Origin of the sequence: Kitasatospora sp. NPDC093102 (assembly GCF_040683915.1) — a bacterium.
Lineage (GTDB): Bacteria > Actinomycetota > Actinomycetes > Streptomycetales > Streptomycetaceae > Kitasatospora.
The window spans coordinates 167,182-184,879 of sequence record NZ_JBFBFA010000004.1 but is presented as its reverse complement, the minus strand read 5'-3'; the positions used below and the strand labels follow the sequence as shown (position 1 = coordinate 184,879).

The following is a 17,698-nucleotide window of genomic DNA, read 5'->3' as shown; positions in this document are numbered from 1 at the left end:
GCACAACACCACCAGGACAGGAGTGGGATCGTGGAGTTGGACCGTCTGCTGCCGCAATGGGACCACACCGAGCGGCACCGGATCGCGGTGCCGGCGACGACCGACCCGGCGGTGGCGATCGCCGCCGTCGAGGCCGTCCGCTTCCGGGACGTCCCGGTGTTCCACGCGATCACCACCGTCGGCACCCTCGGCACCAAGCGCGGCCAGTCGGGGCGCCCGTTCCTGGCGTCCATGCTCTCCGGGGGCTTCGCCGTGCTGCACCGCTCGGCGGACGAACTGGTCATCGGCGCCGCCGTCCGCACCACCGGCGGCAGCGGGCCCGCCGGCCTCGGCGACGAACCCGGGGCCGCCTTCCGGGACTTCGACCAGGACGGCCACTACAAGGTGGCCTTCAACTTCCACTGCGCGGGCGGCGAACTGTCAACCGAGACCCGGGTGCTGAGCACCGACCCGGCCACCCGCCGGCGCTTCAGGCGGTACTGGCTGATGATCCGGCTGCCCAGCGGCCTGATCCGCCAGGAGTGGTTGCGAGCCGCCCGCCGCGGGCTGGAACCGGCCGCGCCGACCGGCTCGCAGCCACCGGAAAGCCCTTCTCTTCGGAAAGACCTGTGATGACCGTACCGAGCACCGAACCCGTGGCCACCCCGTCGGCCGTCGACCTCGACGCCCTCGGCGCCGTGGACGCCCTCAGCGCCGCCGAAGCCGTCGACGCCCTCGACCTGGACGCGGTCGACCTCACCGACGCGCGGACCTTCGTCGGCACCGACCTGTACGCCCTCTGGCGGCGCTTCCGCACCGAGCGCCCCGTCCACCAGCACCGCGCCACCGCGCAGTTGCCCAGCTTCTGGGCGCTGACCAGGTACGACGACGTGCTGGCCGTCTACAAGGACAACCAGCGCTTCACCTCCGAGCGCGGCAACGTGCTCACCACCCTGCTCCAGGGCGGCGACTCGGCCGGGGGCAAGATGCTCGCCGTCACCGACGGCGCCCGGCACCGGGCGATCCGCAACCTGATGCTCCGCTCCTTCTCGCCGCGCGCCCTCGACCACGTGGTGGCCCAGGTCCGGCTGCGCACCACCGAGCTGCTGGGCCGGGCGCTCGGCCAGGGCACCTTCGACTACGCCGCCGAGGTCGCCGAGCACATCCCGATGGGCACCATCTGCGACCTGATGGCCGTGCCCCCGCAGGACCGCCAGCGGCTGCTGGACTGGAACAAGCAGGTGCTCAGCGCCGACAGCGCGGACGGCAGCGCCGAGGAGGCGTGGCTCGCCCGCAACGAGATCCTGCTCTACTTCTCCGACCTCGCACGGGCCCGCCGCCGCAACCCCGGCGACGACGTGATCAGCGCGCTCGCCACCGGCGAGGTGGACGGGGTGCCGCTGTCCGAGGACGAGATCATCTTCAACTGTTACAGCCTGATCATCGGCGGCGACGAGTCCAGCCGGATGGCCTCCATCGGCGCGGTGCTCGCCTTCGCCCAGCACCCCGAGCAGTGGCGGGCGTTCAAGGCCGGGCAGGTGAGCGTGGCGAGCGCGGCGGAGGAGATCCTGCGCTGGACGACGCCCGCCATGCACTTCGGCCGGCGCGCCCTGGTCGACCTGGAGATCGGCGGCCGGCGGATCGCCGCGGGCGACATCGTGACGCTCTGGAACACCTCCGCCAACTTCGACGACGAGGTCTTCGCCGACCCGCGGACCTTCGACCTCGCCCGCACCCCCAACAAGCACGTGACCTTCGGCTACGGCCCGCACTTCTGCCTGGGCGCCTTCCTCGGCCGCGAGGAGCTGAAGGCCCTGCTGGACGCGCTGCGCGAGCAGGTGGCCGGCATCGAGCAGGCCGGGCCGGCCGCCCGGGTCTACTCCAACTTCCTGTTCGGGTACAGCACCCTGCCGGTGACCCTCCACCCGGAGCGCTGAGCCCGTACGCGCCGAGCGGCCGGTACCCTGTCGGGGGGTACCGGCCGCTCGCTGTGTCACACCCGCTCGCGCGACTTCCGGTAGTACTGGACCAGGACGAGCGCGAACAGCAGCCCGCCGAGCAGGAAGTAGCCCTCGACCACCCGCATCGACCAGATCGTGTAGGCCGACGGCTGCGCCACCCCGAACACCTTCTCGTTGGTCTGCCCGGTCATGCTCTGCGGCAGCATCCCGAGTCCCCAGCGCACCACCAGCAGCACGGCGGCGATCCACGCGCTCGCCGTCACGGTCCACAGCGGTGCCCCCGTCCGCCAGGCCGTCCGCACCCGGGTCGCGGCCGCGACCCGGCCGACCGCACCGAGCGTGCGCTCCCGCCACACCGGGAGGAGCAGGGCCGGCGGGACGACCGTGCCCCAGAGGCACATCCCGGTGACCACCAGGTCGTAGGCGAGGAAGCCGGGGCTGCTGGACATGTCGATGTTCTCGCCGTCGCCCAGGCCGAAGGTGCCGCCGAGCGCCCAGTAGAGGTGGAAGAGGGCGAACACGAAGGACCACAGGGCGGTGGCATGTGCTGCCCAGATGGCCGGCCGGGCGGTGGCCGGCACGGTTCGGTCGACTGCGGTCATCGGTACTCCAGGAGTTGGTCGGGGACGGTGGGAGAGGGTCAGCGCTGGGCGCGGAAGATCGAGAACACCACCCGGAGCACCAGCACGCTGCTGATCACCAGGAGGTTGTAGCCGAGCACCTGGAAGAGCTGGAGCGAGTGCCCGAGGACGGGCCCGCCGGAGGTGCCGACCAGCAGCACCCCGATCAGGCCGAGGGTGCCGCCGAGGAAGGTGAGCAGCACCTCGTGCACGAGGGTGCGGACGAAGCGGCGGTCCCGTTCGTCGGCGAGCAGGCGCACCTGCACGCCGAGCCGCCCGTGTTCCAGCGCGTTGGTGATCCGCTCCAGCCGGCGCGGCATCCGGCGCAGCATCGGTGCGAGCGACAGCGCCTCCTCGACGAGGACCTCGCCGAGCGCCTTCGGGGTGAGCCTGCGCCGCAGCTGGTCACGGGCGAAGCCCTTCGCCTGGGTGACGATGTCATAGCCGGGGACGAGCAGTTCCGTCGAGCCCTCCAGGGTGGCCAGCGCGCGGAACGCGGCGGCGATGTCCGGTGGGCAGGTGAGGCCGTGCCGGGCGACCAGCAGGAACAGGTCGGCGAACATCTCGCGGTCGGGGCGCACGCCCGGCGTCAGGTGCCGGGCCATGAACCGGCCGAGAGCGCGCTCCAGCCGGGCCTCGTCGATCTCCTCGTCCCGGTCGACGAGTTCGAGCAGCGCGTCGCACAGGGCCACCGGGTCGCTGCGGTGGATGGCCAGCAGCAGGTTGCGCAGCGAGGCGCGCAGCATCCGGTCCACCCGGCCGACCGAGCCGAAGTCGAGCAGCCCGAGCCGGCCGTCCGGGAGCAGCATGATGTTGCCGGGGTGCGGGTCGGCGTGGAACACCCCGCCGAGCATGATCTGTTGGAGCACGCACTCCAGCAGCTGCCGGGCCAGCGCGGCGCGGTCCGCCTCGTCGCCGGGCAGCGCGGCCCCGGCGCTGCCGAGGGTCACCCCGTCCATCCAGGCCAGCACCAGCACCCGTCGGCTGGAGTGCTCCTCGTGCACCTCGGGCAGCAGCACCCCGGTGGGGGCGTCGGAGCGCTCGGCCCCGGCCCGGACGGCGGCCGTGTTGCGGGCCTCGACGCGGAAGTCCAGCTCCTCGTGGAGCGAGCGGGCGAAGCCGTCGGCCAGCTCCAGCGCGCCGACGCTGCGGCCCCACTCGGTGTGCTCCTCCAGCTTGCGGCTGATCCGGAACAGGATGTCGAGGTCCTGCTGCACGGTGGCCCGCGCGCCCGGGCGCTGCACCTTCACCACCACCCGCTCGCCGGAGTGCAGGGCGGCCCGGTGCACCTGGGCGATCGACCCGGCCGCCAGCGGCTCCCGGTCGAAGGAAGCGAACACCTCGGAGACCGGCCGGCCCAGCTCCTCGGCCAGCACCTGCTGGATCTCGGCCCAGGGCTCGGGGGCGACCTGGTGCTGCAGCCGGGTCAGCTCCTCGACGAACTCGGGCGGCAGCAGGTCGTAGCGGGTGGAGAGCAGCTGGCCCATCTTCACGAAGGTCGCCCCGGCCTCCTCCAGCGCCAGCCGCAGCGACACCGCCAGCGCGGCCCGCTCGGAGGCGGCGCTCGGGCCGGCGCTGCGGCCGCGCCCGCGCAGCCAGCGCCCGAGCCCGTGCCGCACCGCGATCCGGCTCAGCTCGGTGTAGCGGCGGCCCCGGGCGAGCCGGCGGCGGACGGCCTGCGGCCAGCGCACCACGCCGGATATCGAGCCGCTGGGCAGCACGACCTCGGACAGCGCGAGGAAGGCCGTCGAGACCAGTACCGCGCAGCTGAGCTGCACGGTGATCAGGGCACCGCGCCGGGAGTCCCCCATGGCCGCGCCGATCACGGCGGCTGCGCCGAGGCCGACCAGGCTGGTCAACAGCGCCCGGGTGCGGCCGATCCGCAGCCCGAGCAGGCGACGGGCCCCGGCCGAGAGGACGGCGATGGTGAGCAGCAGGACGACGAAGGACAGGACCAGGAACAGGGCCAGTTGCATGAGCGGCGGGGGCCCGCCCGTGTGGCGGGGGGTCGGGCCGTGCCTCCTTTCGCGCAGTCAGGTGGCGGCCGGGCGGACACCCGTGCGCGGGGCGAAAGCCGGAGGGCGAACTGCCGTCCGGGCCATTCAGCATCGCACTTCGCGGCAGGTCCGAGCGGGGGCGGCGGCCGTGCGGCACGATGCTGTCCCCTAGCTGTCCCCGGGGGTTTCGGGCCGGCACCCGGGCCTGATTCCGGTGGCAGCTTCCTGAAGCATTTCTTGTCGTGTCCGATGCGATTCTGTTACCAACGAACACGTCGGCGATGAACGCCGCTCGAACGCGCCGCGGCCGCGGCCGGAGGGAGGCAACCGGTGGTTGCCGCGCGGCCCGCTCGGCGCTCGGCGGCGCCCGGGGAGGGGAGACGGCATGGAGTTACGGATTCTCGGCCCGGTGGACGTGCTGGACGGCGGCCGGGAGGTGCCGCTGGACGGCGCGAAGCAGCGCACCGTGCTGGCCGCCCTGCTGCTCGCCGAGGGCCGGCTGCTGCCGGACGAACGGCTCAGCACGCTGCTCTGGGGCTGCGACCCGCCGGCCACCCGCAACGCCCAGCTGTACACCTACGTCTCCCGGCTCCGCGGTCGGCTCGGCCCGGAGGTCGCCCTGGTCCGCCGCCCCCCCGGCTACCGGCTGGACCTCGGCACGGCCACCTTCGACCTGCACGCCTTCGAGCGCGCCGCCGAGCAGGGCCGCGCCGAACTCGCCGCCGGCCGGCCCCGCCGCGCGGCCGAACTGCTGTGCGCCGCCCTCGCACACTGGCGCGGCACCCCGCTGGCCGGCACCACCGAGCACCTGACCGGCCGTGAACTGCCCCGGCTGGAGGAGCTGCGGCTGACCGCCCTGGAGCACCGGATCGACGCCGAGCTCGAACTCGGCCGGCACGACGCCCTGGTGGCCGAACTGACCAGCCTGGTCGCCGAGCATCCGGTCCGCGAGAAGCTGCGCGGCCAGCTGATGACCGCCCTGCACCGCTGCGGCCGGCAGGCGGACGCGCTCGGCGTCTACCAGCACGGCCGCCGGCTGCTCGTCGAGGAACTGGGCGTCGACCCGGGCCCCGGCCTGCGGGCCCTGCACCGGGCCGTTCTGCACGGCGAACTGTCCGCCCCGGCCGCTGCGCCCGCCGCCGTCGAGTCCGCGCCGGTCACCCTCTGGACCGGCCTGCCCCCCGCGACGCTGCCCGCAGCCGACCCGGACTTCACCGGGCGTGCGGACGAACTCGCCCTGCTGCGCGCCCGGTTGCGGCCCGACCCGGCACCCGGCCCGGTCACCGTGGTCACCGGCCCGGCCGGGGTGGGCAAGTCCGCGCTCGCCGTCCGCGCCGCCCGGTCGGCCCGCTCCGACTTCCCGGACGGCCAGCTGTACGCGGACCTGCGCGCCCGGCAGGCCCGCCCCCGCGACCCGACAGAGGTGCTGGGCTCGTTCCTGCGCGCGCTCGGCGCCCACCCCCGGGAGATCCCGGACGGCCTGGACGAGCGCGTCCAGCTGTTCCGCAGCCGGCTGGCCGGCCGGCGGCTGCTTCTGGTGCTGGACGACGCGGCCGACGAACGGCAGGTCCGCCCACTGCTGCCCGGCGACGGGCCCTGCCGCACCCTGGTCACCAGCCGCAGTCCGCTGGCTGCGGTCGAGGGCAGCCGTGCGCTTCAGCTCGGCCCGCTGGAGTTCCCGGACGCCTACCAGTTGCTCGCCACCGTCGCCGGTCGAGAGCGGGTGGCCGCCGACCCGGCCTCGGCTGCCCGGATCGTCGAACTGTGCGACCGGCTGCCGCTCGCGCTGCGGATCAGCGCGGCCCGGCTGGCCACCCACCCGCACTGGTCGCCCGCCGCCCTCGCCGACCGGCTCGAACCGCCCGACCGGCGGCTGGACGAACTGCGGCTCGGCGACCTGGACGTCCGGGAGAGCCTGCGCCCCGGCCACCGCGCCCTCCCCCCGGCCGCCCGGATCGTGCTGCACCTGCTGGCCCGGGCCAGCGCCAGCACCTTCACGGCGCGCGGGGCGGCGGCCCTGCTCGGGATCGGCGAACCGACGGCCGCGGACCTGCTCGACGCCCTGGCCGAGGCCCGGCTGCTGGCCGTCTCGGCGGAGCCCCGCCCGGTGTTCCAACTGACGTCGCTGGTCCGGCTGTTCGCTGCCGAACTGCCGATCGGCGACATCGTCGGGGCGGTCCCGGAACGGATCAGGGCGCTGGCCGGCTGATCCCCGGCCGCGCCACGGTCCGGTGCCGTGGTCTTCCGGTCAGCCGCAGCCGCCGGCGTGCCCGAAGTCCAGGCCGCGCCCGGCGGCCGGCTCGTACCGCTCCGGCTGTTCCCGGAACTCCCGGTCCGGGCCGTCGGGGATTCCCGCGCCGTTCTGCTCCGCCACGCGGAGCTCGGTCGGGGCGGTGTTCTGTTCCATGGCGTCCTCCCGGGGCCGGTTGTGGCGGTGCTTTCGGTCCGCCGCTCCGAGCTTCGGCCCCCGAGCTATGAATTCCGTATATTCCGGCGGGCGTCCCGCGATATGGCTGCGCCATAGCCCGCCCCCGCACGCTGGGCCGACGGTCGAGGAGCGGAGGGGAACGGCGATGGAGGCCCGGATCGCGAGCGTGGTGGTGCTGGGCGGAGGCCCGGCCGGCTGGATGACGGCGGCCCATCTCAGAGCGGCGCTGCAGGGCACCGTGTCGGTGACCGTCCTGGAGGAGCCCGAGACGGCCGGCGACGCCGGGATCGAGGCGGCCCTGCCGGCCCTGCACGACTCCTTCTTCGGCCCGCTCGGCATCGCCGAGGACGACTGGATGCGCGCGTGCGACGCCTCCTTCGGGACGGCCGTGCGGTTCGTCAACTGGCGCACTCCCGGCGCCGGACGCCCGGACGCCCGGCAGTTGCCGCAGGGCGGCCCCGACGCCTTCTACCTCCCGTACGGGCCGCTGCCCGAGCACGACCGGCTCCCGCTCTCGCACTACTGGTTCAACCGTCACCAGCACGGCGTCACCGCCGTGCCCTTCGACCACGCCTGCTTCCGGGAGCCCCCGCTGCTGGACGCCCGGCGCTCCCCGCGCTGGATGGACGGCAGCCGGGCCACCCATTACGGCTGGCACCTCGACCGGGCCCGGCTGACCGACTTCCTGCGCCGCCACGCCACCACCGAGCTGGGCGTGCTCAGGGTGCCGGGCACCCTGGCCCGGGTCGACCTGGACGCCAACGGCTACCTGGAGACGCTGCACACCACCGCCGGCGAGGCGCTGAGCGGCGACCTCTTCGTCGACTGCTCCGGTCCGCGCGCCCGGTTGCTGCGCCAGGCGATGGCCGAGCCCTACCTCGACCTCGGCGACCAGCCGTGCGACCGCGCGGTGACCGTTCGGCTGCCGCACGACGACTACGCGCTCGGCATCGAACCGTACCGCACGGTGATCGCGATGCCGTCCGGCTGGGCCGGGAAGGTCCCGCTGCTCGGCCGGTTCGAGTCCAGCTACGTCTACGCCGGCGCCTTCGCCGACGCCGACACCGCCACCGAGCAGCTGTGCCGCCTCTGGGGCCTGGACCCGGACCGCGCCGAGGTCGCCGAGACGGTCTTCCGGGCCGGGCGCACCCGCCGCGCCTGGGTGCGCAACTGCGTCGGCATCGGTGCGAGCGCGGGCCTGCTGGACCCGCTGGAGCCGACCGCGCTGCACTTCGTCGTCAGCGCGCTCCAGCAGTTGGTGCGCCACTTCCCGGCGGGTGCCTTCACCCCGGCCCTGCTGGACGGTTTCAACCGCGCGGTGGCCGCCGAGTTCGACGAGGCCCGGGACTTCGTCCAGGCGCATTACGCCTGCGCGCCGCGCACCGACACCCCGTTCTGGCGCGCCCACCGGGAGATCGACGTCCCGGCGAGCCTGCGCGCCAAGACCGTCGCCTACCGGGCCGGGCTGCCGCTGGGCGCCCCGCCGGCCGAAGAGCGGCCGTACTGCGGCGGCGGCGCCCCCGAACCGGGTCGGCTCTGGTCCAACGCCGGCTACTGCGCCGTGCTGGCCGGGCTCGGCGTGGAGCCGGACGCCCCGCTGCCCGCGCTGGCCCACCGGCCGGAGTCGGTGCGCGGTGCCGAGCCGCTGTTCGACCGGATCGAGCGTCAGCAGCGGAACCTGGTGGACACCCTGCCGGACGCCCACGACTACCTGCGCCACCTGCACGGCTGGTCGGTCGCCGGTCGCCCGCGCCCCAGGGGCTGAGCGCTGCGCGCTGTCGCCGATCCGGGCGGATCCGGGCGTGAGCCTGCTGCTGGTGCCGAAGGCGGTCTTCTGGGCCCGACGGTCATCGCGATGTTCGGCGTGATCGCCCGCTGGATGACACCCGGGCCGGGCCGGCACCGGATGGCGTCCTGACCCGGCCGGGATGAGTCGGGGTCCGGGAAGGCTCAGCCGATCCACACCGTGGTGACGTTGCAGAACTCCCGGATCCCGTGCCCGGACAGCTCCCGCCCGAACCCGGAGCGCTTGACGCCGCCGAACGGCAGCGCCGGGTGGGAGGCCGTCATCCCGTTGAAGAACACCCCGCCGGCCTGGATGTCCCGGACGAAGCGTTCCCGCTCCGCCTCGTCGGTGGTCCAGACGTTGGCGCTGAGCCCGAACGGGGTGTCGTTGGCGACCGCCACCGCCTCGTCCAGGTCGGCCACCCGGTAGACGGTGGCGACCGGGCCGAAGGTCTCCTCCTGGTGGATCCGCATCGCCGGGGTGATGCCGGTCAGCACCGTCGGCTCGTAGAACCAGCCGGTGTCCCAGCCTTCCGGGCGCCCGCCGCCGCACTCCACCCGGGCGCCGCGGGTGCGGGCGTCCTCGACCAGCTCCTCCAGGTCGTCCCGGCCCTGCCGGCTGGCCAGCGGGCCGACGTCGGTGCCCTCGTCCATCGGGTCGCCGACCCTCAGCGCGCGCATCGCGTCGGCGAAGGCCGTGGTGAAGCGGTCGTACACGTCGGTGTGCACGATGAAGCGCTTGGCGGCGATGCAGGACTGGCCGTTGTTCTGCACCCGGGCCCGGACGGCGGTGCGCACCGCGGCGTCCAGGTCGGCGCTCGGCAGCACGACGAACGGGTCGCTGCCGCCCAGCTCCAGGACGGCCTTCTTCACCTCGTCCGCCGCGGTGGCCGCGACCGCCCGCCCGGCCGGCTCGCTGCCGGTGAGGGTGACGGCGGCGACCCGGCGGTCCCGGATCACGCCCTCGACCGCGCCCGAGCCGATCAGCAGGGTCTGGAAACAGCCCTCCGGGAAACCGGCCCGCTGGAACAGCTCCTCGATCGCCAGCGCGGTGCGCGGCACGTTGGACGCGTGCTTGAGCAGACCGACGTTGCCCGCCATCAGGGCCGGCGCGGCGAACCGGATGACCTGCCAGAGCGGGAAGTTCCACGGCATCACGGCCAGCACCGGGCCGAGCGGGCGGTACCGGACGTAGGCGTGGGCGGCGCCGGAGTCGGTGACGTCGGCCGGGGCGGGGTGCTCGTCGGCGAGCAGCGCCTCGGCGTTGTCCGCGTACCAGCGCATCGCCTTCGCGCACTTGGCGGCCTCGGCGCGGGCGGCCGCGAGCGGCTTGCCCATCTCCTCGGTCATGGTGCGGGCGACCGCCTCCTGGTCCTGGTCCAGCAGGTCGGCGGCGCGCCGCATCAGTTCGGCGCGGGCGGCGAAGGAGGTGCCGCGATAGCTCTGGAAGGCGGCCTCGGCGCGGGCCAGCCGCTGCTCGACACCGGTCGTGTCGAGAGGTTCGAAGGTCTTGACGGTCTCGCCGGTCGCGGGGTTGACGCTGGCGATGGGCATGGGGGGCTCCCAGATGGGGTCGGGGTCCGGTGCGTCTGCCCTCACACCCTCCCCGACCACCCGGCTCCGGGCACGCCACCGCGCGCCCGGCGTGTCCCGGCGGGCGGGCGGTCGGCTCCGGTCACTCCGGCAGCGACTCCACCCGGGCCGCCGCCTCCCGGGCCCGGGCCCCGGCCCTGGTCCGTGCGGCGGTGACCTGCCGGTTGGGGAAGCGGTGCAGGTACTCGGCCTCCAGCTCCCCGGTGCGCAGCGTGTGCCGCTTCAGCGCGTCCTCGGAGCCGTAGAGGAAGGTCTCGTGGCGCGTGCGGTGCAGCTGCTCCAGCTCGTGCAGGAGCGTGTCGTTGCCCAGGGCGTGCGGGGAGATGCCCGCGGGCCGGATGTGCGGGTCGTCGGCGTGCCGCATCTCGGTGCCTCCTCGGCGGAAGTCCCCTCCTACAGGGTGCCCGTCGGCCGCCGCCGGTGCACCCCTTCGCCCGTACCGTGAATCCACAAGAGAAATTGTAAAAGAGCTGTCGTACAAGAGCTCTTGTTGATACTCTCCCGGCATGACCGAGAAGACGACCGAGACGACGGACGAACCGCGCGGCTCCCGGGAGATCTCCGACTCCCGGGTGCTCGCCTCCCTCACCCACCCCCTGCGCCGCCGCCTGCTCGACCTGCTCAAGGTGGACGGCCCGGCGACGGTCGGGCAGCTCGCGGAGCGCACCGGACAGGCGGTCGGCAACGTCAGCCACCACCTGAAGGTGCTGGCCGAGAGCGGACTGATCGCCGAGGCACCCGAACTCGCCCGGGACCGGCGCGAACGCTGGTGGCGGCTCGCCGACAAGGAACTCAGCTGGACCAGGGCCGACTTCGACGGCGACCCGGTCACCGAGGCCGTCGCGGACGCGGCCGGCTCGATCCTGCTGGAGCGCCAGGCCGAGCTGGTCCGCGAGTGGGGGGCGCGGCGCAGCAGCTACGCCCCCGAGTGGCGGGACGGCTGCTCGATCGCCACCCAGGCCTGGCTGCGGCTCACCCCGGAGGAGGCCCGGGAACTGGCCGCGGACCTGCACGCGGTGATCCAGAAGTGGACGGACCGGCCGGTGCCGGAGGACGGGCGGGAGCGGGAGACCGTGCTCGCCTTCTCGCACAGCGTCCCGGCCCGGCCGTGACCGCCGTTCCGGTTGCCCGGGATCCCGAAGTCCGGTCACGCTGGGGCCTGTTCGCCCAGCGGGACTTCCGGCTGCTGTGGGCCGGGGAGGCCGCCAGCAAGCTGGGCAGCAGCGTCACCTCCGTCGCCCTGCCGCTGGTCGCGGTGCTCGTGCTGGACGCCGGGCCGCTCGCCTCCGGCCTGCTGACCGGCGCGGTCTGGCTGCCCTCGCTGGTGTTCGGCCTGCCGGCCGGGGTGTGGGTCGGCCGGCTGCCCCGGCGGGCCGTGATGATCGTCTGCAACCTGGTTTCGGCCGCGCTGTTCGCGAGCGTGCCGGTGGCGGGCTGGTTCGGGGCGCTCACCCTGGCGCAGCTGCTGGCCGTGGCCTTCCTGAGCGGGGTGGCCTCGGTGTTCTTCGGTGCCGCCTACCAGGCGTACCTGCCCGAGCTGGTGGCGCCGGAGGACCTGGTCGAGGGCAACGCCAAGCTCCAGGGCAGCGGCTCGGCGGCCGAGGTCCTCGGGCGCGGGCTGGCCGGGCTGACCATCCAACTGCTGGGTGCGGCGGCCGGATTGCTCGTCGACGCGGTGAGCTTCCTGGTCGCGGCCGGCACCCTGCTGCGGATCCGGTCCGGGCCGGAGCCGGCCGTGCCCCAGCGGGCGGACCTGCTCGGGCAGGTCCGGGAAGGGCTGTCCTTCCTGCTGCGCGACCCGTACCTGCGCGCCTTCCTGTGCTTCGGCGCGGCCGCGAACTTCGCGCTCATCGGCTACCAGTCGATCCTGGCGCTGTTCCTGGTCCGGGAGGCCGGGATCGCCCCCGGCTGGGTCGGCGGGCTCGCCTCCGCCGCCGCGGTCGGCGGCGTGCTCGGTGCGCTGGCGGCCCGCCCGCTCTGTCACCGGCTCGGGACGGCGCGCGCGGTACGGATCGTGCTGCTCACCGCCGTGCCGTTCGGACTGCTGATGCCGCTGGCCGGGCCGGGCCCCGGGACGGCGCTCCACCTCCTCGGATCGCTCACGGTCATCGCGGCGGTGGTGTTCGTCAACGTGGTGCTCGGGAGCTTCCGGCAGTCCTACACCCCGCCCGAGCTGCTCACCCGGGTGGCGGCCGGCTCGATGTTCGCGGTCCAGGCGACCATCCCGCTCGGCGCCCTGGCCGGCGGCATGCTGGGCGAGACGATCGGGCTGCGCGCCACCATGTGGGTGATGTCCGGTCTGCTCGTACTGGCCGGGGCGCTGCCGCTGCTCTCCCCGCTGCGGACCCTCCGGGAGCTGCCCACCGGGCCCCCGGTGGGCAGCAGCTCATAGGATGGATCATTCCGTTACCTCCGGGTCCACCCGCTACCGCTGGACAGATCGCACATGCCGCTTCCCAAGGCCGAACTCCACCTGCACATCGAAGGCACCCTGGAGCCCGAGCTCGCCTTCGAGCTCGCCGCCCGCAACGGTGTCGAGCTGCCGTACGCCGACACCGAGGCGCTGCGCGAGGCGTACTCCTTCAGCGACCTCCAGTCCTTCCTGGACCTCTACTACGCGCTGATGGCCGTGCTGCGCACCGAGGACGACTTCGCCGACCTCGCCGACGCCTACCTGGCCCGCGCCGCCGAGCAGGGCGTGCGGCACGCGGAGATCTTCTTCGACCCGCAGGCGCACACCGCGCGCGGAGTGCCGCTGGCCGTGGTGGTGGACGGGCTGACCAGGGCGCTGGAGCGCAGCGAGGAGCGGTACGGCATCAGCACCCAGCTGATCATGTGCTTCCTGCGGGACGAGTCCGCCGAGTCCGCGCTGGAGACCTTCGAGGCCGCCCGCCCGTACTTCGACCGGATCGCCGGCATCGGCCTGGACTCCGCGGAGGTCGGCCACCCGCCGGTGAAGTTCCGCGAGGTGTACCGCCGGGCCGCCGAGGCCGGGCTGCGCCGGGTCGCCCACGCGGGCGAGGAGGGCCCGGCCGCGTACATCACCGAGGCGCTGGACGTCCTCGGCGTCGAGCGGATCGACCACGGGCTGCGCTGCCTGGAGGACGGCGAGCTGGTCGCCCGCCTGGTGCGCGAGCAGATCCCGCTGACCCTCTGCCCGCTCTCCAACGTCCGGTTGCGCTGCATCGACACCCTCGCCGACCACCCGCTGCGCGAGATGCTGGAGGCCGGCCTGCTGGTCACCGTCAACTCCGACGACCCGGCGTACTTCGGCGGCTACGTGGAGGACAACTTCCGCGCGGTGAGCGAGGCCCTCGCCCTCGACCAGGAGACCCTGCGCCGGCTGGCCGCGAACTCCTTCCGCGCCTCGTTCATCGACGACCGGCGGCGGGCCGAACTCCTGGCGGAGGTCGAGGAGTTCACCTTCTGACCGGGCCGGATACGCCTGCCGTGGCGGCCCGCCGCCCTTCCCCGTCGGAACGGGAGGGCGGCGGGACGGGGGTCAGATCAGGGTGCTCCAGTAGTACCAGAACCGGTTGAGGACCAGCAGCGCGATCACCGCGTACCACAGGGCCGGGACGACCCAGTGGTAGCGGGCCGCCTCCCGGACGACCGCCCGCAGCCGCGGGCCCACCGGGATCACGCCCGTGCGCAGGTTGTGCAGCGTGGTGTACCAGAACAGCGGGATCACCGCGGCCCACACCACCATGCAGTACGGGCAGAGCGCGCCGATCCGGTACAGCGCCTGGTACATCAGCCAGGTCACGAAGCCGGCCCCGAACACCGTTCCGGCCTGCAGGCCGAGCCAGAACCAGCGCCGGTACGCCGCCCCGGAGAGCAGCCCGGCGCCGACCGCGACGACGACCCCGAAGGCGACCAGCCCGATCAGGGAGTTGGGGAAGCCGAAGGCCTCGGCCTGCTCGCTGCGCATGATCGAACCGCAGCTGATGATCGGGTTGATGTTGCAGTTGGGGACGTAGGACGGGTCCTTCAGCAGCCGGATCTTGTCCAGGGTGAGGACCGTCGAGGCGAACAGGCCGACCGCGCCGCCGATCAGCAGCAGCCAGGCGAACGGGCGGCTCGCGCCGTAGGCGGGCCGTGCGGCGGGGGAGCCGGCCGTCATCCGGTCACCTGCTTGACCATCGCGGTGAACTGCTCGGGCGCGACGGCCTTGCCGTTGGTCAGGACGTCCAGCTTCTTGCCGTCCAGCTTGACGGTCGGGGTGCCGGTGACGTCGCTCTTGTTGAACTCCTCGTTGACCTTGGCCGCCCACGGCGCGTAGGTGCCGTCCTGGACGGCCTTGACGAAGCCGTCGGTCTTCAGGCCGGGTACCTGGCCGGCCAGGTCCAGGATGTGGTTGACGTCGCCGAAGGCGTCGCTGCGCTCGTCCGGCTGGTTGGCGTACAGCACGTCGTGGAACGCCTTGAACTTGTCCACGCCCTCGTTCAGCGCGGCGCCGGCCGCGGCCAGCGCGGTGCGCGAGCCCTTGCCGCCGAGGTTGTTGTCCAGGAACGTCGCCAGGTGGTACTCGACCTTGTACGTGCCGTCGTCGGCGAGCTGCTGGATCGCCTTGCCGGTGGTGGTCTCCAGCTGCTCGCAGAACGGGCAGCGGAAGTCCTCGTAGACCTCCAGGGTGTGCGGGGCGTCGGCCCTGCCGTAGGTGATCACGGTGCCGTCGGTGCCGCTCGCGTTGGCCGGGACGACCAGCGGGCCGTTCGCGGCGTTCGAACCGGAGCCGGAGGAGCCGCCGACGGCGAAGGCCACGCCCGCCGCGAGGGCGAGCACGGCGACGGAGGCGCCGCCGACCACCACCCGGCGGCGGATCCGGTCGGAGCGCTCGGCCTGGGCGCGGGCGACGCGCATGCGCTCGGTGGCGGAGGTCTTCTTGTCGGTCTTGCGGGTGTTGCTCATGGGGTGTCGTCCTGTGCTCTCGGGCGTACGGGGAGACGCGCGGCCGGGCGGGGCCTGTGCGAGGGGAGAGACAGCCGGCTGAGCGGGCGGGAGGCCTGCGGGCTCAGGCGGCCAGGGCGAACACCGGCGGACCGCGCCGGACGGCCGGGCGGACGACGACGTCCTCGGCAGGGACCAGCGCCCGGCTGGCCCGGGGGAACGGCACCCGCGCCGGCGGACGGGCCGGCAGCGGAGCGACGAGCAGCCGCAGCCAGCGGGCGGCGGCGGGCAGGTGGCGGTGCAGGAACTCGCCCAGCATCCGGACGGTCCCGGCCAGGCAGCGCAGCGCGGCGTCCGCGCGGTGCAGCCAGTAGGCGCCGGCCAGCGCGATCACCGTGTGCAGCAGCAGGAGCAGCAGCACGCCGGTCTGCGGGGAGACACCGTGGCCGAGCAGGAAGCCGCCGAGCGAGCCGCCGCCGCACAGCAGCGGCTGGAGGCCGTGCCCGGCGCCGGGCGGCAGCGACGGACAGGTGCTCTGCGCGAGGTCGAACAGCGCGCCGGCGGCCAGCTCCAGCGGCAGGAACACCGCCGCGACCGCCGGGTAGCCGCGCTCGCGGCCGGCCGGCGCGAAGGCCACCGCGAAGACGGCGGCCCAGGCCAGCAGCATCGGGCCGACCGGCAGCGCGCGGCCGGTGACGAGCACCTGGCCGAGCCCGGCGAGCAGGACGACCAGCGCGGCGAAGACCGCCGCGCGGAGCGTCCTGGTGACCGGGCCGATGTCCATGGGACCCGAGTCTGCCACAGGTTGAAACTGGAACGGTCTGCCGGGCGGCGAGCTGTGAAGTGCCTCACCACCCGCGCTGAGCTGGGCTTATGCGGAACTTACGCCGCCCCGCCGGAGGCCGGCGGGGCGGCGTCGGGTGCGTCGGGGTGACCGTCGGCGGCGTTCACCCGCGCCTCCACCAGCTCCCGGAAATGGTCCAGGTCCTCGCGCACCGCCCGCTCGATCGCCCCGGCCAGGGCGAAACCGCGCGGCCCGCCGAGCTCCCGGTGCACCGCCTCCGGGTCGTACTCCACCCGGATCTGCACCCGGGTGTGCCGGGCGTCGAGCGGCAGCAGCGCGAAGGCGCCGTGCAGCCGGAGGACGTCCAGGGTCCGCCAGGCCATCACCCGGCCCCGGCCGCGGTCAATGATCTCGGCGTCGACCGAGCGCTCGGCCCCGTCGATCTCCACCCCGAGGTGCGCGAGGTTCCGGCCGTGCGGGTGGGCGCTGTGGACGCCTTCGACGAACTGCGGATACTCGTGCACCCGGTGCAGCTGCTCCCAGGCGGCGAGGACCGGGACGGCGATGTCGATCTGTTCCTCAAGGGTGCTCATGGGGCGCGGCACCTCCCTCCGTTCCAGACTGCGCCTCGGGGCGGGGACGGGCAAAGCGGCGGGTGAGGGCGGGGCGGTGGGGCGAGCCCGCGCGGTCGGCGGTGGGCCGGGGGAGACTGGGCGCATGCCGGAGCTGCCCGAGGTCGAGGCGCTGAGCGCCTTCCTGTCCGAGCGGCTGACCGGGCGCGTGATCGCCCGGGTGCAGCCGGTGGCGATCAGCGCGCTGAAGACGTACGACCCTCCGGTGACGGCACTGGAGGGGCGGACGGTCGGTCCGGTGACCAGGCGCGGCAAGTTCCTGGACATCGAGGCCGAGGGGCTGCACCTGGTGGTCCACCTGGCCCGGGCCGGCTGGCTGCGCTGGAAGGACAGCCTGCCCGCCGAGCCGCCGCGGTTGAGTCCGCGCAACCCGCTGGCGCTGCGGCTGCGGCTGCGGCTGGAAGGCGAGGCGGGGGACGGCTTCGACCTCACCGAGGCCGGTTCGAAGAAGGGGCTCGCGGTCCACCTGGTGCGGGACCCGGCGGAGGTGCCGGGCGTGGCCCGGCTCGGTCCGGACCCGCTGGACCCGGCCTTCACCCTGGCGGACTTCGCCGCCCTGCTGCGCGACGACCGGCGCCGGATCAAGGGCGTGCTGCGGGACCAGAGCGTGCTGGCGGGGGTGGGCAACGCCTACTCGGACGAGGTGCTGCACGCGGCCCGGATGTCGCCGTACAAGTCGGCCGCGAGCCTGACCGAGGGCGAGGTGGCCCGGCTGTACGAGGCGCTCGGCGGCACGCTGCGCGAGGCGGTGGAGCATGCGCGCGGGCTGACGGCGGGGGAGCTGAAGGCGGAGAAGAAGCTCGGGCTGCGGGTGCACGGCCGGACCGGTCAGCCCTGCCCGGTGTGCGGGGACACCATCCGCGAGGTGTCCTTCGCGGACTCCTCGTTCCAGTACTGCCCGACCTGCCAGACCGGCGGCAAGCCGCTGGCGGACCGGCGGCTGTCGCGGCTGCTGAAGTGACGCCTTCGCCGGGTGGGACGGCCCGCGGCCGCCCCACCCGGCGCTCGACGGTGTCAGCGCTTGACGGT

17 protein-coding genes are annotated in these 17,698 nt (G+C 74.1%); 8 read left to right on the top strand and 9 right to left on the bottom strand.

Annotation, left to right across the window (positions count from 1 at the left end; translation table 11 throughout):
* Positions 1 to 30 precede the first annotated feature (30 nt).
* Together AB0O11_RS08525 and AB0O11_RS08520 are read left to right on the top strand one after the other, a co-directional pair.
* Positions 31 to 612 (top strand): hypothetical protein, encoded by a 582-nt coding sequence (locus AB0O11_RS08525; RefSeq protein ID WP_363383312.1) that lies wholly within the window; start codon positions 31 to 33, stop codon positions 610 to 612.
* Positions 612 to 1,916, top strand: coding sequence for a cytochrome P450 (locus AB0O11_RS08520; RefSeq protein ID WP_363383310.1), 1,305 nt, complete (start codon positions 612 to 614; stop codon positions 1,914 to 1,916). Before AB0O11_RS08525 ends, AB0O11_RS08520 begins: the two co-directional genes overlap by 1 nt.
* 56 nt (positions 1,917 to 1,972) lie before the next feature.
* On the opposite strand, the gene AB0O11_RS08515 is transcribed toward AB0O11_RS08520, so the two are convergent.
* Positions 1,973 to 2,542, bottom strand: a complete 570-nt coding sequence (locus AB0O11_RS08515) for a hypothetical protein (RefSeq protein ID WP_363383309.1) — start codon at positions 2,540 to 2,542, stop codon at positions 1,973 to 1,975.
* Positions 2,543 to 2,580: 38 nt separating this feature from the next.
* Entirely contained in the window at positions 2,581 to 4,536 is a 1,956-nt protein-coding gene (locus AB0O11_RS08510) for an AarF/UbiB family protein (protein ID WP_363383307.1), read from the bottom strand.
* A gap of 406 nt (positions 4,537 to 4,942) precedes the next feature.
* Between AB0O11_RS08510 and AB0O11_RS08505 the strand changes: the two genes are divergently transcribed.
* Positions 4,943 to 6,766, top strand: a complete 1,824-nt coding sequence (locus AB0O11_RS08505) for a BTAD domain-containing putative transcriptional regulator (protein WP_363383306.1) — start codon at positions 4,943 to 4,945, stop codon at positions 6,764 to 6,766.
* A 39-nt stretch (positions 6,767 to 6,805) separates the two neighbouring features.
* Here the strand turns inward: AB0O11_RS08505 and AB0O11_RS08500 are convergent, their stop codons facing one another.
* The gene (locus AB0O11_RS08500; RefSeq protein WP_363383304.1) at positions 6,806 to 6,964 is read right to left on the bottom strand and encodes a hypothetical protein; all 159 of its coding nucleotides are present in this window, start codon (positions 6,962 to 6,964) and stop codon (positions 6,806 to 6,808) included.
* Positions 6,965 to 7,130: 166 nt separating this feature from the next.
* Here AB0O11_RS08500 and AB0O11_RS08495 point away from each other — a divergent pair, with 166 nt between their 5' ends.
* Positions 7,131 to 8,750, top strand: coding sequence for a tryptophan halogenase family protein (locus AB0O11_RS08495; protein ID WP_363383302.1), 1,620 nt, complete (start codon positions 7,131 to 7,133; stop codon positions 8,748 to 8,750).
* A 185-nt stretch (positions 8,751 to 8,935) separates the two neighbouring features.
* On the opposite strand, the gene AB0O11_RS08490 is transcribed toward AB0O11_RS08495, so the two are convergent.
* Positions 8,936 to 10,324: an NADP-dependent succinic semialdehyde dehydrogenase gene (locus tag AB0O11_RS08490; RefSeq protein ID WP_363383300.1), complete on the bottom strand. Its 1,389-nt coding sequence runs from the start codon at positions 10,322 to 10,324 to the stop codon at positions 8,936 to 8,938.
* 121 nt (positions 10,325 to 10,445) lie between these two features.
* Positions 10,446 to 10,727, bottom strand: coding sequence for a DUF6158 family protein (locus AB0O11_RS08485; protein ID WP_051829638.1), 282 nt, complete (start codon positions 10,725 to 10,727; stop codon positions 10,446 to 10,448).
* Positions 10,728 to 10,869: 142 nt separating this feature from the next.
* Between AB0O11_RS08485 and AB0O11_RS08480 the strand changes: the two genes are divergently transcribed.
* From AB0O11_RS08480 to AB0O11_RS08470, 3 genes are read left to right on the top strand one after another with little or no spacing between them, the layout of a single operon-like run.
* The gene (locus AB0O11_RS08480; protein ID WP_363383298.1) at positions 10,870 to 11,475 is read left to right on the top strand and encodes a winged helix-turn-helix domain-containing protein; all 606 of its coding nucleotides are present in this window, start codon (positions 10,870 to 10,872) and stop codon (positions 11,473 to 11,475) included.
* Positions 11,472 to 12,755, top strand: coding sequence for an MFS transporter (locus AB0O11_RS08475; protein ID WP_363383297.1), 1,284 nt, complete (start codon positions 11,472 to 11,474; stop codon positions 12,753 to 12,755). The genes AB0O11_RS08480 and AB0O11_RS08475 overlap by 4 nt, the downstream gene beginning before the upstream one ends.
* A 54-nt stretch (positions 12,756 to 12,809) precedes the next feature.
* Entirely contained in the window at positions 12,810 to 13,793 is a 984-nt protein-coding gene (locus AB0O11_RS08470; RefSeq protein ID WP_363383295.1) for an adenosine deaminase, read from the top strand.
* Between the two features lie 72 nt (positions 13,794 to 13,865).
* On the opposite strand, the gene AB0O11_RS08465 is transcribed toward AB0O11_RS08470, so the two are convergent.
* From AB0O11_RS08465 to AB0O11_RS08450, 4 genes are all read right to left on the bottom strand, one after another.
* Positions 13,866 to 14,486 (bottom strand): vitamin K epoxide reductase family protein, encoded by a 621-nt coding sequence (locus AB0O11_RS08465; protein ID WP_363383293.1) that lies wholly within the window; start codon positions 14,484 to 14,486, stop codon positions 13,866 to 13,868.
* Positions 14,483 to 15,274, bottom strand: coding sequence for a thioredoxin domain-containing protein (locus tag AB0O11_RS08460; RefSeq protein ID WP_363383292.1), 792 nt, complete (start codon positions 15,272 to 15,274; stop codon positions 14,483 to 14,485). The genes AB0O11_RS08465 and AB0O11_RS08460 overlap by 4 nt, the downstream gene beginning before the upstream one ends.
* 103 nt (positions 15,275 to 15,377) lie before the next feature.
* Positions 15,378 to 16,037, bottom strand: coding sequence for a hypothetical protein (locus AB0O11_RS08455; protein ID WP_363383290.1), 660 nt, complete (start codon positions 16,035 to 16,037; stop codon positions 15,378 to 15,380).
* Between the two features lie 98 nt (positions 16,038 to 16,135).
* A complete protein-coding gene (locus tag AB0O11_RS08450; protein ID WP_363383288.1) occupies positions 16,136 to 16,630 on the bottom strand; it encodes an SRPBCC family protein in 495 nt (164 codons plus the stop codon).
* Between the two features lie 124 nt (positions 16,631 to 16,754).
* Between AB0O11_RS08450 and AB0O11_RS08445 the strand changes: the two genes are divergently transcribed.
* Positions 16,755 to 17,630: a DNA-formamidopyrimidine glycosylase family protein gene (locus AB0O11_RS08445; RefSeq protein WP_363383286.1), complete on the top strand. Its 876-nt coding sequence runs from the start codon at positions 16,755 to 16,757 to the stop codon at positions 17,628 to 17,630.
* Positions 17,631 to 17,698 lie beyond the last annotated feature (68 nt).